Annotated in this window: 14 protein-coding genes; 7 read left to right on the top strand and 7 right to left on the bottom strand. The window is 73.6% G+C overall.

The window, feature by feature from the left end; genetic code table 11:
- Positions 1-18 precede the first annotated feature (18 nt).
- The gene (locus tag L6241_RS12285) at positions 19-861 is read right to left on the bottom strand and encodes a YgcG family protein (RefSeq protein WP_368246456.1); all 843 of its coding nucleotides are present in this window, start codon (positions 859-861) and stop codon (positions 19-21) included.
- 104 nt (positions 862-965) lie between these two features.
- Positions 966-1,853 (bottom strand): LysR family transcriptional regulator, encoded by an 888-nt coding sequence (locus L6241_RS12280; protein WP_191565022.1) that lies wholly within the window; start codon positions 1,851-1,853, stop codon positions 966-968.
- Positions 1,854-1,926: 73 nt separating this feature from the next.
- On the opposite strand from L6241_RS12280, the gene L6241_RS12275 reads away from it, so the two are divergent.
- Positions 1,927-2,823: an EamA family transporter gene (locus L6241_RS12275; RefSeq protein WP_368246454.1), complete on the top strand. Its 897-nt coding sequence runs from the start codon at positions 1,927-1,929 to the stop codon at positions 2,821-2,823.
- A gap of 107 nt (positions 2,824-2,930) precedes the next feature.
- On the opposite strand, the gene serA is transcribed toward L6241_RS12275, so the two are convergent.
- Positions 2,931-4,130: a phosphoglycerate dehydrogenase gene (gene serA / locus L6241_RS12270; RefSeq protein WP_368246452.1), complete on the bottom strand. Its 1,200-nt coding sequence runs from the start codon at positions 4,128-4,130 to the stop codon at positions 2,931-2,933.
- A 95-nt stretch (positions 4,131-4,225) separates the two neighbouring features.
- On the opposite strand from serA, the gene L6241_RS12265 reads away from it, so the two are divergent.
- Positions 4,226-4,921 (top strand): aspartate/glutamate racemase family protein, encoded by a 696-nt coding sequence (locus tag L6241_RS12265; protein WP_123091201.1) that lies wholly within the window; start codon positions 4,226-4,228, stop codon positions 4,919-4,921.
- Positions 4,922-4,992: 71 nt separating this feature from the next.
- Here L6241_RS12265 and L6241_RS12260 read toward each other — a convergent pair whose 3' ends face one another.
- Both L6241_RS12260 and L6241_RS12255 read right to left on the bottom strand, forming a co-directional pair.
- On the bottom strand, positions 4,993-5,238 hold the full coding sequence (locus L6241_RS12260) for an RNA-binding S4 domain-containing protein (RefSeq protein ID WP_368246449.1): 246 nt from the start codon (positions 5,236-5,238) through the stop codon (positions 4,993-4,995).
- 46 nt (positions 5,239-5,284) lie between these two features.
- A complete protein-coding gene (locus tag L6241_RS12255) occupies positions 5,285-5,572 on the bottom strand; it encodes a WhiB family transcriptional regulator (protein ID WP_068273287.1) in 288 nt (95 codons plus the stop codon).
- 301 nt (positions 5,573-5,873) lie between these two features.
- Between L6241_RS12255 and guaB the strand changes: the two genes are divergently transcribed.
- A complete protein-coding gene (gene guaB, locus L6241_RS12250; RefSeq protein ID WP_368246448.1) occupies positions 5,874-7,430 on the top strand; it encodes an IMP dehydrogenase in 1,557 nt (518 codons plus the stop codon).
- A 21-nt stretch (positions 7,431-7,451) separates the two neighbouring features.
- Here the strand turns inward: guaB and L6241_RS12245 are convergent, their stop codons facing one another.
- Positions 7,452-8,492: a P1 family peptidase gene (locus L6241_RS12245; protein ID WP_368246446.1), complete on the bottom strand. Its 1,041-nt coding sequence runs from the start codon at positions 8,490-8,492 to the stop codon at positions 7,452-7,454.
- Positions 8,493-8,529: 37 nt separating this feature from the next.
- Between L6241_RS12245 and L6241_RS12240 the strand changes: the two genes are divergently transcribed.
- Complete coding sequence (locus tag L6241_RS12240; RefSeq protein WP_368246445.1) at positions 8,530-9,555, top strand: dipeptidase; 1,026 nt, start codon at positions 8,530-8,532, stop codon at positions 9,553-9,555.
- Positions 9,556-9,733: 178 nt separating this feature from the next.
- Here L6241_RS12240 and L6241_RS12235 read toward each other — a convergent pair whose 3' ends face one another.
- The gene (locus tag L6241_RS12235; protein ID WP_068273294.1) at positions 9,734-10,015 is read right to left on the bottom strand and encodes an antitoxin; all 282 of its coding nucleotides are present in this window, start codon (positions 10,013-10,015) and stop codon (positions 9,734-9,736) included.
- Positions 10,016-10,119: 104 nt separating this feature from the next.
- On the opposite strand from L6241_RS12235, the gene L6241_RS12230 reads away from it, so the two are divergent.
- The 3 genes from L6241_RS12230 (at position 10,120) to L6241_RS12220 (ending at position 14,849) form a co-directional block, all read left to right on the top strand.
- Positions 10,120-11,241 (top strand): GuaB3 family IMP dehydrogenase-related protein, encoded by a 1,122-nt coding sequence (locus L6241_RS12230; RefSeq protein ID WP_068273296.1) that lies wholly within the window; start codon positions 10,120-10,122, stop codon positions 11,239-11,241.
- 186 nt (positions 11,242-11,427) lie between these two features.
- Positions 11,428-13,020 carry a succinic semialdehyde dehydrogenase gene (locus L6241_RS12225; protein WP_368246443.1) on the top strand — a complete coding sequence of 531 codons (1,593 nt, stop codon included), beginning with the start codon at positions 11,428-11,430 and terminating at the stop codon, positions 13,018-13,020.
- Complete coding sequence (locus L6241_RS12220; RefSeq protein WP_368246442.1) at positions 13,017-14,849, top strand: GMC oxidoreductase; 1,833 nt, start codon at positions 13,017-13,019, stop codon at positions 14,847-14,849. Before L6241_RS12225 ends, L6241_RS12220 begins: the two co-directional genes overlap by 4 nt.
- Positions 14,850-14,858 lie beyond the last annotated feature (9 nt).

Raw genomic sequence — 14,858 nt, 5'->3', positions numbered from 1 at the left:
TCGGGCCCTCCCGCCTCGTCAGAAGGACCCCGAGGACCCGCCGTCGCCCCCTCCGCCGCCCCCGCCGAAGCCGCTCCCGCTGTCGAAGCCGCCACCCATGTGCCCGCCGTGATGGTGATGGTGGTGCGACATGCCGAGCGCGACGCCGGCCGCGCTCGAGCGGTGGCGCGAGGACCCGCGACCGCCTGTCACCACGGCCACGAGCCCGAGGACGACGACGAGGCCCCCGACGACGGCGAAGGGGACGCCGAAGAGGTCCTGCCCCGTCGCGACCCCGTCGTCGCCGACGTCCCACGGCCCGCCGAGCATCTCGTCGTGCTCGACCCAGTCGCTCTCGGTGTCGGCGCCGGTGCGCTGGGCGGGGCTGCCGGCCTCGGCCGCGGCGAGCTCGACGGCCCGGGCCACCGCGGTCTCCCAGCGCCCGTCACGCAGAGCAGGTCGGACCTGCCCGATGATGCGCGCCGCCTCGCGGTCGGTGAGCCGGGCCCGCTCGCGGCTGCCGACCTGGACCCGGATGCGGCGGTCCTGGGTCGCGACGACGACGAGGACCCCGCGTCCGACGCCGGCCCGCCAGCTCGTCCCCACCCGCCGGGCGTAGGCCTCGACGTCCTCGTCACCGGTCGTGCGCACGACGAGCGCCCGGACGACGACCCGGGGCTCGGAGCGGGCGGTCTCGCGCAGCGAGCGTGCGAGCCGGCTGCGCTGACCCGAGGTCAGCACGTCGTCCGGGTCGGCGAAGCGGGTGGCCGAGGAGGGCGCCGGCGGCACCGGCACGCGCTCGGCCGCGGCGGCGGGCGCCAGCACGAGCAGGGGCAGCAGCGCGGCAAGCAGCACCTGCAGCGCACGGACGGACCTGCTCATGACGACCCCCTGCCGACATCGCGGGCCCTGCACCCGCGTGTGCGGAACCTACCGGCTCCCGCACCTCCCCGCTCGTCGCCGCGCAGCGGGCAGGAGAGCCCGGCTCAGCAGGTCAGGGCGTCGAGGAGCACGCGGACGGCGGGGGACTCGCGCATCGACACCCGCGAGAGCGCGAGCACCTCGCGGGTCGGCACGGGGTCGACGACGGGCACCGCGACGAGGTCCGCCGTGAGCTCGGAGCGGCCCATGCGCGGCACGAGGGCGACCCCGAGACCGGCGCGCACGAGCGCCAGCTGGGCGTCGAACTCGGCCGACTCGTGCACGACCCGCGGCCGAGACCGGTGCAGCGCATGCATGTGGACGAGCCACTCGCGGCAGATCGTCCCCTCGGGCGTCGCCACCCAGCTCTCGTCGACGAGGTCGGCGGCGCGGACCTCATGGGCCGTGGCGAGGGGATGACCCGCCGGGACGACGAGGTCGGCCCGGTCCTCGCGAAGCGGGCGGACGTCGACGTGCTCGGGGATCGACAGCGGCACCGTCCCCCACGAGTGGGTGATGCCGAGGTCGACCCGACCGGCGGCGACGAGCTCGACGGTCTGCCACGGCTCGCTCTCGCTGAGGCGCAGGCGCAGGTCGGGCCAGGTCTGCAGGACGTCGCGGACGACCGGGGCCACGAGCCCGCGCAGCGCCGTCGAGAAGGCCGCGACGCTCAGCTCGCCGACGACGCGGTCGGCGGCGGCCTGCAGCCCGGCCTCGACCTGCTCGACGGCGCGCAGGACCTCGCCACCGGAGTCGCAGAGCCGCCGGCCGTGCTCGGTGAGGATGACGCCGCGCCCCACGCGCTCGAGGAGCGGCAGGCCGACGGCCCGCTCGAGCCGCTTGACCTGCTGCGAGACCGCACTCGTCGTGTAGCCGGTCGCCTCCGCCGCGGCGACGACGGTGCCGTGGTCCTGGACGGCGCGCAGCGCGCGGACGGCGTCGAGATCGATCATGCAGCGAAGGTACACGGTCGGCACGCAGATCATTTGCTGGTGCTACGAGGTCGTCGCGCGCAGACTGGCACCCATGACCCCTCGTGACACCGGGCTCGCCGCCCTCATGGCCCTCATCTGGGGGAGCAACTTCGTCGTCATCGAGTGGGGTCTGCAGGACGTCCCGCCGCTGCTCTTCGCCGCGATGCGCTTCGTCCTCGTGCTGCTGCCGGCGATCTTCCTCGTCCCGCGCCCGGCGGTGTCGTGGCGGGTGCTCGCCACGGTCGGGCTCACCGTGAGCCTGGGCCAGTTCTCGATGCTCTACCTCGCGCTGCACCTCGGGATGCCGAGCGGGATGTCCGCGCTCGTCCTGCAGGTCCAGGTGCCCCTCACCATCGTCATCGCGGCCGTCGTCCTCCACGAGCGGGTCGCCCCGGCGGTGGGGATCGGTGTGGGCGTGGCCGTCGTCGGACTCGCCGTCGTCGCCCTCGGCCGGGGAGCGGCCGGCCTGCTCCCCTTCGCCGTCACCCTGCTCGCCGGACTGTCCTGGGCGGTCGGCAACGTCGTCGTGCGGGCGAAGGGGGTGCCCGGTGGCCTCGGTCTGACGGTCTGGTCCTCGCTCGTCGTGCCGCTGCCGCTGCTCGCGCTGTCCCTGCTCGTCGACGGCCCGGCGACCGTCGTCGACGCCCTCTCCGGGCTCGGCTGGCGCCCGCTGCTGTCGACGGCATGGACGGCGGTCGTCTCGACGCTCGTCGGCTACGGGATCTTCTACTCGCTGCTCCACCGCAACCCCAGCGCGACCGTCGTCTCGTGGGTGCTCGCGGTGCCGCCGCTAGCGATCCTGCTCGCCTGGGTGCTGCAGGGCGACCAGCCCTCGGCGACCGACCTCGTCGGTGCCGGCATCGCGATGACCGGCCTGGCCGCGGCCCAGCTGCTCCAGGCCCGCGCGCGCCGTGCCCCGGTGCTGCCCGAGGTCGTCCCGGCCCGCTGACCCGCCCTGCGTGTCGGACGGCGGGTCGCCGGCGACCGGACGAGCCCTGGCGGGTCGTCCCCCTTCGCCCGCCCGAGGTGCCGTCCGACGCGCCGGACGGGCAGGCCTCAGGAGGTGATGACGCGGACCTCGACGGTCTCGTCGAGCTCGCGCAGCCGCTGCTCGACGTCGCCGGGCAGGGAGCCGGCGAGGTCGGTGACGGCGTAGCCGTACTCGCCCCGCGTCGAGAGCTGCTGGCTGTCGATGTTCGCCCCGCCCTCGGAGAGCAGCGTGTTGACCCGGGCGAGGACGCCGGGGACGTTGCGGTGCAGGTGGAGGATGCGGGTGTCTCCGGGCGACTGCGTGAGCGCGACGGACGGCACGTTGACCGACATCGTCGTCGCACCGGTGTGGGCGTAGTCGCGCAGCTTGCCGCTGACGTAGCGCCCGATGTCGTACTGCGCCTCCTCGGTGGACCCGCCGACGTGCGGGGTGAGGATGACGTTCGGCAGACCCTGAAGGATCGAGACGAAGGGGTCGCCCGCCTTCTTCGGCTCCTCGGGGAAGACGTCGACCGCCGCGCCGGCGATGTGACCGCTCACGAGGTGCTCGCGCAGGGCCTCGAGGTCGACGACGAAGCCGCGGCACAGGTTGAGGAAGAGGCTGCGCGGTCGCATCTGGGCGAACTGCTCGGCGCCGAAGACCCCGGCGTTGCCGTCGCGTCCGTCGACGTGGAGCGAGACCGTCTCGCAGGTCTCGAGCAGCTCCTCGAGGCTGTCGCAGCGACGCGCGTTTCCGAGCGGCAGCTTGTCGTCGACGTCGTAGTAGCTGACGTGCATGCCGAAGGCCTCGGCGATGACGGAGAGCTGGCTGCCGATGTTGCCGTAGCCGACGATCCCCAGGCTGCGCCCGCGGACCTCGTGCGCCCCCTTCGCCGACTTGTCCCAGACGCCCGCGTGGAGCGCGGAGTTCTTGTCGGTGAGGTGACGGGCCATCGCGATGATCTCCGCCATGGCGAGCTCGACGACGCTGCGCGTGTTGGAGAAGGGCGCGTTGAAGACGACGGTGCCGTGCGCGGCGGCCGCGTCGAGGTCGACCTGGTTGGTGCCGATGCAGAAGGCGCCGATGGCCCGCAGCTCCGGCCGGGCCTGGAGCACCTCCCGGGTGACCTGCGTCTTGCTGCGGATGCCGAGCATCTCCACGCCCTCCAGCGCGGAGATCAGCTCGGCCTCGTCGAGGGCGCCGGAGCGCGTCTCGACCTCGAAGCCGGCGTCGGTGAGCGCGGCGGTGGCGCACTCGTGGATGTTCTCGAGGAGCAGGACCTTCACGTCGCACGAGCCTAGATCGCCCGGGGAGGACGGTGCGCAGGGTGTACGCCACTCGGACGCGCGCACCCCGGCCCCCCGTGGTTAGGGTGAGTGCCATGAGGCTCCTGGGTGTCATCGGCGGCATGGGTTGGTCCGCGACGGCTGAGTACTACCGGCTGCTCAACGAAGGGGTGGAGGCGCGCCTGGGTGGTCTGCACAGCGCGCGGGTGCTCCTGCACAGCGTCGACTTCGCGCCGGTGACGGACTTCGAGCACGCCGGCGACTGGGACGGCATGGCCGAGGTCCTCGTCGACGCGGCCCGCTCGCTCGAGCGCGGGGGAGCGGAGGGTCTGCTCATCGCGGCGAACACGATGCACGCCGTCGCCGACCGGGTCTCGGCCGCGGTCGACATCCCGCTGCTCCACATCGCCGAGTCCGCCGCCCGGCGGGTCGAGGAGCAGCGCCAGAGCCGCGTGGGCCTGCTCGCCACGGCGACGACGATGGGCGCCGACTTCTACACGGGGCCGCTGTCGGCCCGCGGGCTCGAGGTGATCCTCCCCGAGGAGAGCGAGCGCCCCGAGGTCGACGCGCTCATCTACGACGAGCTCGTGCACGGCGTCATCAAGGACGCCTCGCGCAAGCGGGTGCGTCAGGTGATGGAGGGCATGGTCGACCGCGGCGCCGAGGCCGTCGTCCTCGCCGGCACCGAGCTCGGGCTGCTCATCGAGCCCGACGACTGCCCGGTGCCCCTGCACGACACGACGGAGATCCACGTCGCGGACGCGCTCGACTGGATGCTCGCCGGCTCCTGAGCGACCCGCACCGCGTCGAGGTGATCCCATGAGCCAGGGCTCGCCCCATCACCTCGACCGGGTCGGTGGCGTCACCAGGGGACGTCGATCTCCGGCTCGCCCTGGACGACGGTGACCTCCTGGCCGTCGAGCGTGACGACCTGGCCGGGGCGGATCTGGGCGCCGCGTCGCATGTCGACCTCGCCGTCGACGCTCACCCGGCCCTCGCTGATGACTTCGCGGGCGGTGGCGCCGTCGTCGACGAGCCCGGCGAGCTTGAGCAGCTGGCCGAGCCGGATGACGTCGTCGCGGATGTAGACGGACTCGTGCGTGCTCACGCGGACCAGCGTAGGCGGGTCGGCGCGTGCCGCGGTCGCCGCCGGGTCAGCCGGCGAGGGCGGCGCGGGCGAGCTGGTGCTCGCGCTCGTCCTCGGTCATGCCGCCCCACACGCCGAAGGTCTCGCGGGTGGCGAGGGCATGCGCGCGGCAGGCCGCGATGACCGGGCAGGTCGCGCAGATCTCCTTGGCCGCCGTCTCGCGCAGCCGGCGGGCAGCCCCTCGCTCGCCCTCCGGGTGGTAGAAGACGTCGGTGTCGATGCTGCGGCAGCGGCCCTCGTACTGCCACTCCCACAGGTCCGCCACCGGTCCTGGCAGGTGTCCTAGGTCGGCCATCGCGGTACCCCGTTCTGCTCTGCTGATCTAGGGCGGCCCTGGTCATGTCGACCCCTGGGCGGGCTGCCCTCGTGGCACGGAACGCTACGGAGAGGGCGCCCAGGTCCAACACCCCTAGACGTCAGGATTCGCCCAAGAAATCGGGGGTCTTCGTCAAGAGATGGTCATGCCGGGTTGCGGGTCGGCGCGATCGCGCTAGGGGCGACCGCCTCGCGGACGTCACGGGACCGCCCCGCGGACGTGGTCGAGCCCGGTCGTGGGGGTGTCCGGACCACCTGCCGACGCGGCCTAGACTTGTCCAATGGCTCTCGGCTCCTCCTGCGACCCTCGCCACGACGACTTCGCCGCCCAGGCGGCGGCGCAGGCGGACCCCTTCGCCAAGGTGGGGCTCACCTACGACGACGTGCTCCTCCTGCCCGGCTTCAGCGACCTGGCGCCCGACGAGCTCGACACGACGACGCGGCTGACCCGTGAGCTCTCGCTCAACGCGCCGCTGCTCTCCGCCGCGATGGACACCGTCACCGAGTCGCGGATGGCGATCGCGATGGCGCGGCAGGGCGGCATCGGCGTGCTGCACCGCAACCTCTCCATCGAGGACCAGGCCTACCAGGTCGACCTCGTCAAGCGCACCCAGACCGGGATGATCTCCAACCCCGTCGTCATCGGGCCCGACGCGACGCTCGAGGAGCTCGACCAGCGCTGCGGCGAGTACCGTGTCTCCGGGCTGCCGGTCGTCGACGAGGGCGAGCACCTCATCGGCATCATCACCAACCGCGACCTGCGCTTCACCCCCGTCGCCGAGTGGGCCACGACGCTCGTACGCGACGTCATGACGAAGATGCCGCTCATCACCGCCCCCGTCGGCATCTCGCAGGAGGACGCGACGACGCTGCTGCGCCAGCACAAGCGCGAGCGCCTGCCGATCGTCGACGACGAGGGTCGTCTCGCCGGTCTCATCACCGTCAAGGACTTCGTCAAGAGCGAGCAGTTCCCCCTCGCGAGCAAGGACGCCGACGGCCGTCTGCTCGTCGGCGCCGCCATCGGCTACTTCGGCGACGCGTGGGAGCGCGCGACGACGCTCATCGAGGCCGGGGCCGACGTGCTCGTCGCCGACACCGCCCACGGCCACGTGCGGATGCTCCTCGAGATGGTCGGCCGCCTGAAGTCCGACCCGGCGACCCGTCACGTGCAGGTCATCGGCGGCAACGTCGCGACCCGCGAGGGCGCCCAGGCCTTCGTCGACGCGGGCGTCGACGCGGTCAAGGTCGGCGTCGGTCCGGGCTCGATCTGCACCACCCGCATCGTCACCGGTGTCGGCGCCCCGCAGATCACCGCGGTCTACGACGCCTCGCTCGCGTGCAAGCCGGCCGGCGTGCCGGTCATCGCCGACGGCGGCATGCAGCACAGCGGCGAGATCGCCAAGGCGATCGTCGCCGGCGCCGACTCGGTCATGGTGGGCTCGATGCTCGCTGGCTGCGAGGAGAGCCCCGGCGAGCTGATCTTCGTCAACGGCAAGCAGTACAAGTCCTACCGCGGCATGGGCAGCCTGGGCGCGATGAGCAGCCGCGGCAAGAAGTCCTTCTCCAAGGACCGGTACTTTCAGGCCGAGGTCGACAGCGACGACAAGCTCGTCCCCGAGGGTGTCGAGGGGCGTGTCGCCTACCGCGGCGCCGTCTCGGCGGTCACCCACCAGATGCTCGGCGGGCTGCGCCAGTCGATGTTCTACGTCGGCGCCCGCACGGTCTCCGAGCTGCAGGCGAAGGGGAAGTTCGTCCGGATCACCTCCGCCTCGCTCAAGGAGAGCCACCCGCACAACCTCCAGGGCATCGTCGAGGCGCCGAACTACTCCGCCCGCTGAGCCGGGCGCGCTGAGCGCGGCTCAGCCGACGAGGGCGTCCCGGTAGGAGCGCAGGACCGCGCCGCCGTCGGCGCTGCGGTCGACCGAGGTCGCCGCGAGCATCGCGGACACGATCGCCCGGGTCACGCAACGGGCCGCCTCGGTCTGCAGGACGACGAGGTCGAGCGGCGAGGGGGTGGGCCCCTCGCCGGTGGCGAGGGCGAAGACCGTGTCGCCGTCGAAGGCGGTGTGCACCGGTGAGATCGCCCGGGCCATGCCGTCGTGGGCGACCCGGGCGAGCATCGACGTCGCGGGCTTGGTGAGCCTCGCGTCCGTCGCGACGACCGCGATCGTCGTCGCGGTGCCGGCCCGCAGGGCTGCCTGCTCCTGCTCGAGCGCGGACCAGTAGGCGCTGACCCGCTCGGGGTCGGGCACGGGCAGCTCGGCCGCGTCCTGCGGACCGAGCAGGTGAGCCCCGAGGAGCCTGCCGTCGGGCGCGACGGGGGAGCCGACGGCGTTGACCACGACGACAGCGGCGACGGTCGAGCCGTCGGCGAGGACGGCGCTCGCCGTGCCCACCCCGCCCTTGAGGCCCCCGGCGCGGGCCCCGGTGCCGGCGCCGACGACCCCTTCGTCCACCGGGCCGGTGGTCGCCGCGTCGTACGCGGCCCGGCCCTCTGCTGCCCCCGGGTGATGACCCCACACGCCCCCGCGGCCGAGGTCGAAGACGATGGCGCCGGGCACGATCGGCACGACCTCGCCGGGGCCCGGGCCCGCCGGCCACCCCCGCCCGTCGGCGAGCAAGCCGGCGCTCACGCCGTCGCAGGCGGCCAGGCCGAGGGCGCTGCCCCCGCCGAGGACGACCGCGTCGACGAGGTCGACGGTGTGGCGGGGGTCGAGCAGGTCGGTCTCACGGGTGCCGGGGCCGCCGCCGCGCACGTCGACCCCGCCGACGGTGCCGACGGGGGGCACGACGACGGTCGTGCCGGTGAGCCAGCCCGGCTCGTCACGGGTCGCGTGGCCGACGCGCACGCCGGGCACGTCGGTGATGGCGTCGAGCGGGCCGGCGGGGGCGAGGTCCATGCGCCCAGCATGCTCGACGGCTGGTTGACTGCCGGGCATGGCGAGCCCCGACATCACCGGCATCCGCGTCCTCGACGGTCACAACGACCTCCCGTGGCACCACCGCGAGATCGCCGGGTACGACCTCGACCGCTGCGACATCGCGCTCGAGCAGCCCGAGCTGCACACCGACCTGCCGCGGATGCGCGCGGGCGGGCTCGCGGCCCAGCTGTGGTCGGTCTGGGTGCCCTGCGAGCTGCCGGGCGAGGCCGCGGTGACCGCGACCCACGAGCAGGTCGACTTCGTCGAGGCCATGTGCGCGCGCTACGAGGAGATGGAGCTCGCCCGCACGGCCGCCGACGTCGAGCGGGTGTGGGAGCAGGGGCGTCACGCGGCGCTGCTCGGCATGGAGGGCGGGCACAGCATCGACGGCTCGCTCGAGCACCTCGCAGCCTTCGCCGCCCGGGGCGTGCGGTACATGACCCTCACGCACAACGACAACACCGCGTGGGCCGACTCCGCGACCGACGAGCGCGTCCACGGCGGCCTCACCGACTTCGGGCGCGAGGTCGTGCGCACGATGAACGCCCTCGGCGTGGCCGTCGACCTCAGCCACGTGAGCGCCGAGACCATGCACCACGCGCTCGACGAGACGAGCCGGCCGGTGCTCTTCAGCCACAGCAACGCGCTCGCGCTGTGCTCCCACCCGCGCAACGTGCCCGACGACGTCCTCGAGCGGATGCCCGACAACGGCGGGGTCGTCATGGCGAACTTCGTGCCGTACTTCCTGCGCGAGGACTGGGCGCAGTGGCGGCTCGGGGGCTTCAAGGGCGAGGCGCCGGCGCCGGCGACCGCGACGGACGTCGTCGCGCACCTCGAGCACCTGCGCGAGGTCGTCGGCATCGAGCACGTCGGTCTCGGCGGCGACTTCGACGGCGTCGACGTGCTGCCCGCCGATCTCGGCGACGTCTCGCGCTACCCCCACCTGCTCGGCGCGCTCGCCGAGCGTGGCTGGTCACGGGCCGACCTCGAGGCGCTCGCCCACGGCAACGCCCTGCGCGTCCTGCGTGACACCGAGGTCTGACGCGGGGCGCGGTCGTGCGCGCGGACCTGACGCAGCTACTCGGCAGTAACGGGACTCCTGGTGCGGTTGCCCCGGCATGTGGAGGGCCAGGCCTCCACGGGTCCCGTTGCTGACGGGTCACCACGCACGACGAAGGGGCCACGCACCGTGGTGCGTCGCCCCTTCGTCGGACGTGGCGTCAGCTCACCGGGGGCGGCGGCGTCTGCGAGGAGGGCGGGGGCGTCGTGCCCGGGGCGGGAGGTGCGGTGGTGGTGCCACCGCGGTGCCCGCCGCCGACCGCGCCCTTCGCCTTGCCGGTCGCCGAGGTGATCTGGCGCGAGTACTTGCCCTTGGTGCCCTTGTCGACGGCGGCGCCCGCCTTGTCGATGTAGGCGCCGGCCTTGTCGGGGTTGTTCTTCGCCCACTGACGGGCGGCCTCCGCCGCCGTGGCGAGCACTGTGATCCTGCCGAGCCTGGCCATGGTCTTCTCCTTCGGGTCGAGGACGCTTCGTCCATGTCTAACGCAGCGGTGCGCCCGATTGCTCCCCGCGCACCCGCCCATCGGGCTACCCGTACGCTGACCGGGTGAACGAGATCGAGATCGGGCGAGGCAAGCGCGGCCGTCGGGCCTACTCCTTCGACGACATCGCGGTGACCCCCACGCGGCGCACGCGCGACCCGGAGGAGGTCTCGCTGGACTGGCAGATCGACGCCTACCACTTCGAGATGCCGGTCATCGCCGCGCCGATGGACTCGGTGATGTCGCCGGCCACCGCGATCGCCCTCGGCAAGCACGGCGGGCTGCCCGTCCTCGACCTCGAAGGGGTGTGGACCCGCTACGAGGACCCGGAGCCGGTCCTCGCCGAGATCGCCACCCTCGACCCCGCCGTCGCGACGGCGCGGATGCAGGAGATCTACTCCGCCGAGATCGTCCCCGAGCTCATCACCGAGCGGTTGCGCGAGATCCGCGAGGCCGGCGTGACCGTCGCCGGCGCGCTCAGCCCGCAGCGCACCCAGCAGCACTGGCGCACCGTCGTCGAGGCCGGCGTCGACCTCTTCGTCATCCGCGGCACGACCGTCTCGGCCGAGCACGTGAGCAGCCGGGCCGAGCCGCTCAACCTCAAGCGCTTCATCTACGAGCTCGACGTCCCCGTCATCGTCGGCGGCGCGGGCAGCTACACGGCGGCCCTGCACCTCATGCGCACCGGTGCGGCCGGCGTGCTCGTCGGCTTCGGCGGGGGAGCGGCCCACACGACCCGGCAGACCCTCGGCATCCACGCGCCGATGGCCAGCGCGGTCGCCGACGTCGCTGCTGCCCGCCGCGACTACCTCGACGAGTCCGGCGGCCGGTACGTGCACGTCATCGCCGACGGCGGCCTGGGCACGAGCGGCGACATCGTCAAGGCGATCGCCGTGGGCGCCGACGCCGTCATGCTCGGCGCCGCGCTGGCGCGCGCGACCGACGCCCCCGGCCGCGGCTACCACTGGGGCGCCGAGGCTCACCACGGTGAGCTGCCCCGCGGCTCGCGGGTCGAGGTCGGCTCCGTCGCGAACCTCGAGGAGGTCCTCTTCGGGCCGAGCCGCCACTCCGACGGCACGACGAACCTCATGGGCGCCCTGCGCCGCGCGATGGCGACGACCGGGTACACCGACGTCAAGGAGCTGCAGCGGATCGGCGTCGTCGTCGCCCCGCACCAGCCGAGCTGACCCCCTTCGCCCCGGCCCGTGCCGGCCGGCGGACAAGACCCTGCTGGCTGCCCTTCGACGTGCCAGGACCCTTTCGACAGGGTCCTGGCACATCAAGAGGCAGCCAGCAGGGTTTTGTCGTCCTCGGGCCGGTGCGGGTGAGCAGAGCCACAGGCGCAAGGGCGACGACAGCATTACCGTGGAGTAATGACGTCCGAGATCATCGCCGATCCCGAGCTCGACCCCACCGCGGCCTACGCCGTCGACCCGGCACGAGCCCGCCGCCTCTCCGCCCGCGTCGTCGCGGCGCCGCGCGCGCAGACCTTCACGCGGACCTCGCCGATGACCGGTGCGCCGCTGGCGGCCCTGCCGATCTCGACCCCGGAGGACGTCGCCCGGGCCTTCGCGTCCGCGCGCGCGGCCCAGCCGCGGTGGGCGGCGACGACGCACGACGACCGCCGGCGGGTGATGCGCCGCTTCCACGACCTCGTCCTCGAGCGTCAGGTCGAGCTGCTCGACCTCGTCCAGCTCGAGGCGGGCAAGGCGCGCCTGCACGCCTTCGAGGAGGTCCTCGACTGCGCGATCGCCGCCCGTCACTACGCCGCGCGGGCGGAGAGCTACCTCGCGCCGACCCGCCACCTCGGCGCCCTGCCGCTGCTCAGCCAGGCGCGCACCCTGCACCACCCGAAGGGCGTCGTCGGCATCGTCTCGCCGTGGAACTACCCGCTGAGCCTGGCCGTCACCGACGCGATCCCCGCCCTCATGGCGGGCAACGCCGTCGTGCTGCGCCCCGACGAGCAGGGCTCGCTCACCGCGCTCGCAGGCGTCGAGCTGCTCCGCGAGGCCGGGCTGCCCGACGGCGTCCTCCAGGTCGTCCTCGGGCCGGGCGGGTCGACCGGGCAGGCCGTCGTCGACGCCGGCGACTACGTCTGCTTCACCGGGTCGACGGCGACCGGTCGCTCCGTCGCGCGCTCGGCCGCCGAGCGCCTCGTGTCCTACAGCCTCGAGCTGGGCGGCAAGAACTCCGTCTACGTCGCCGACGACGCCGATCTCGACCGGGCCGTCGAGGGAGCGGTGCGGGCGTGCTTCTCCTCCGCCGGCCAGCTGTGCATCTCGGCCGAGCGCGTCCTCGTCCACGACCGCATCTACGACCGCTTCGTGCCCGCCTTCGTCGAGGCCGTCCGCGCGCTGCGCCTCGGCACCTCGCTCGAGTACGGCTACGACATGGGCAGCCTCGTCTCGCAGGCCCAGCTCGACACCGTCACCGAGCACGTGCGCGACGCCGTGGCGAAGGGGGCCCGCGTCCTCGCGGGCGGGTCCGCCCGGCCTGACGTCGGCCCCTTCGTCTTCGAGCCCACCGTCCTCGACGGGGTGACCTCGGCGATGACCTGCCGCGACGAGGAGACCTTCGGGCCGCTCGTCTCGCTCTACCGCGTGGCCGACGACGACGCGGCGGTCGCGCTCGCCAACGACACCGACTACGGGCTCAACGCCTCGGTGTGGACGCGTGACGTGCGCCGCGGGCGCGCGGTCGCCGCGCGGATCCGCACCGGCACGGTCAACGTCAACGAGGCCTACGCCGCCGCCTGGGCGTCGATGGGTGCCCCGATGGGCGGCATGAAGGACTCCGGTGTCGGCCGCCGGCACGGCGCCGAGGGGATCCTCAAGTACACCGAGAGCCAGAACGTCACGGCCCAGCACGTCCTGCCGATCGCGCCGTCGATGGGGCTGGACCAGCGCCGGTACGCGAAGGTCATGACGCTCGGGCTGCGCGCGCTGAAGTCGGTGGGGCTGTCATGAGCGCGATCGAGCCCGACGTCGACGTCCTCGTCGTCGGGTCCGGCTTCGGCGGCTCCGTCGCCGCGCTGCGTCTCGCCGAGAAGGGTTACTCCGTCCTCGTCCTCGAGGCCGGTCGCCGCTTCGCCGACGAGGACTTCGCCCGCACGAGCTGGGACCTGAAGAACTTCCTCTGGGCGCCCCGCCTCGGGTGCTACGGGGTGCAGCGCATCCACCTGCTCAAGGACGTGATGATCCTCGCCGGGGCAGGCGTCGGGGGCGGCTCGCTCAACTACGCCAACACCCTCTACGTGCCGCCGCGGGCCTTCTTCGAGGACCGGCAGTGGGGGCACATCACCGACTGGGAGGCCGAGCTCGCGCCGCACTACGCGACCGGCCAGAGCATGCTCGGGGTCGTCACCAACCCGTGCGACGGCCCGGTCGAGCAGGCGATGCGCGACGCCGCGCACGACCTCGGGGTGGGCGACACCTTCCGCAAGACCCCCGTCGGCGTCCTCTTCGGAGAGGGCAACCGCCCCGAGGAGCAGGGCCGCACGATCCCCGACCCGTACTTCGGCGGGGCCGGGCCGCAGCGCACGACGTGCACCGAGTGCGGCAACTGCATGGTGGGCTGCCGGGTGGGCGCGAAGAACACGCTCGTGAAGAACTACCTCGCCCTCGCCGAGGGCCTCGGGGCGCGGGTCACCCCCCTTCGCACGGTGACCCGGCTCGGTCTCGTGCCCGGCGGCGAAGGGGGGACCCCCACCTACCGCGTGCGCCACGAGGCGACCGACGACCGGGGCGACCGCTCGGCACGGGTCACCACCGCCCGCCACGTCGTCCTCGCCGCGGGCACGTGGGGCACCCAGCACCTCCTGCACGAGATGCGCGCCGAGGGCGAGCTGAGCGCGACGAGCGACCGGGTCGGCGAGCTGACTCGCACGAACTCCGAGGCCCTCGTCGGCGCGCTCGCGGCGACCCCGCCGACCGGCGAGCACGACCTCACCCGCGGCGTCGCGATCACGAGCTCCTTCCACCCCGACGCGGACACGCACGTCGAGAACTGCCGGTACGGCCGCGGCTCGGACGCGATGGGTCTGCTGACGACCCTCCTCGCCCCGCCGCGCACCGGGCGCACGCCCCGGTGGCTGCGGCTGCTCGCCGAGCTGCCCCGCAACCTGCCCGCGCTGAGGGCGTGGGCGCCGCCCGGCACCCACTTCGCCGACTCGACGGTCATCGGTCTCGTCATGCAGTCGCTCGACAACTCGCTGACGACCTCGCTGACGACGAAGGGGGGCCGTCGCAGGCTCACCTCGACGCAGGGTCACGGCGAGCCCAACCCGACGTACATCGAGGCCGGGCATCGCGGCATCCGGGCGCTGGCGCACCGCCTCTCCGAGCGCATCGGCATCCCCTTCTACCCGGGCGGCACGTGGAGCGAGGCCTTCGACATCCCGCTCACCGCGCACTTCCTCGGCGGGGCACCGATCGGCGACACGGCGGCGTCGGGCGTCCTCGACCCCTACCACCGGCTGTGGGGCTACCCCGGGATCAGCGTCGTCGACGGCTCCGCCGTGAGCGCCAACCTCGGGGTCAACCCCTCGCTGACGATCACGGCGCAGGCCGAGCGGGCCTTCGCGCTGTGGCCCAACCGCGGCGAGGACGACCCACGACCGGCCCAGGGCGAGGGCTACCGCCGGCTCGACCCGGTGCCCGCGCGCACCCCGGCCGTCACCGCCTTCACCCACGTCGAGTCGCGCCAGGTCGACCTCGGCATGCCCCGGGTCGCGCCCCCGCCGGAGGAGGTCGACGTCGTCGGCCCCGCCGACGACTGGCGCACCGCGAGCGTCTGAGCCCGTGCA

Source organism: Janibacter sp. Y6 (assembly GCF_040900765.1).
Taxonomy (GTDB): Bacteria; Actinomycetota; Actinomycetes; order Actinomycetales; family Dermatophilaceae; genus Marihabitans; species Marihabitans melonis.
This window is presented reverse-complemented; position numbering and strand designations above follow the sequence as displayed.

Bases quoted from the DNA above. Each gene is read 5' to 3' on its own strand.
- L6241_RS12285 (WP_368246456.1), bottom strand. From the start codon at position 861: ATGAGCAGGTCCGTCCGTGCGCTGCAGGTGCTGCTTGCCGCGCTGCTG.
- L6241_RS12280 (WP_191565022.1), bottom strand. From the start codon at position 1,853: ATGATCGATCTCGACGCCGTCCGCGCGCTGCGCGCCGTCCAGGACCAC.
- L6241_RS12275 (WP_368246454.1), top strand. From the start codon at position 1,927: ATGACCCCTCGTGACACCGGGCTCGCCGCCCTCATGGCCCTCATCTGG.
- L6241_RS12265 (WP_123091201.1), top strand. From the start codon at position 4,226: ATGAGGCTCCTGGGTGTCATCGGCGGCATGGGTTGGTCCGCGACGGCT.
- L6241_RS12255 (WP_068273287.1), bottom strand. From the start codon at position 5,572: ATGGCCGACCTAGGACACCTGCCAGGACCGGTGGCGGACCTGTGGGAG.
- guaB (WP_368246448.1), top strand. From the start codon at position 5,874: ATGGCTCTCGGCTCCTCCTGCGACCCTCGCCACGACGACTTCGCCGCC.
- L6241_RS12245 (WP_368246446.1), bottom strand. From the start codon at position 8,492: ATGGACCTCGCCCCCGCCGGCCCGCTCGACGCCATCACCGACGTGCCC.
- L6241_RS12240 (WP_368246445.1), top strand. From the start codon at position 8,530: ATGGCGAGCCCCGACATCACCGGCATCCGCGTCCTCGACGGTCACAAC.
- L6241_RS12235 (WP_068273294.1), bottom strand. From the start codon at position 10,015: ATGGCCAGGCTCGGCAGGATCACAGTGCTCGCCACGGCGGCGGAGGCC.
- L6241_RS12225 (WP_368246443.1), top strand. From the start codon at position 11,428: ATGACGTCCGAGATCATCGCCGATCCCGAGCTCGACCCCACCGCGGCC.
- L6241_RS12220 (WP_368246442.1), top strand. From the start codon at position 13,017: ATGAGCGCGATCGAGCCCGACGTCGACGTCCTCGTCGTCGGGTCCGGC.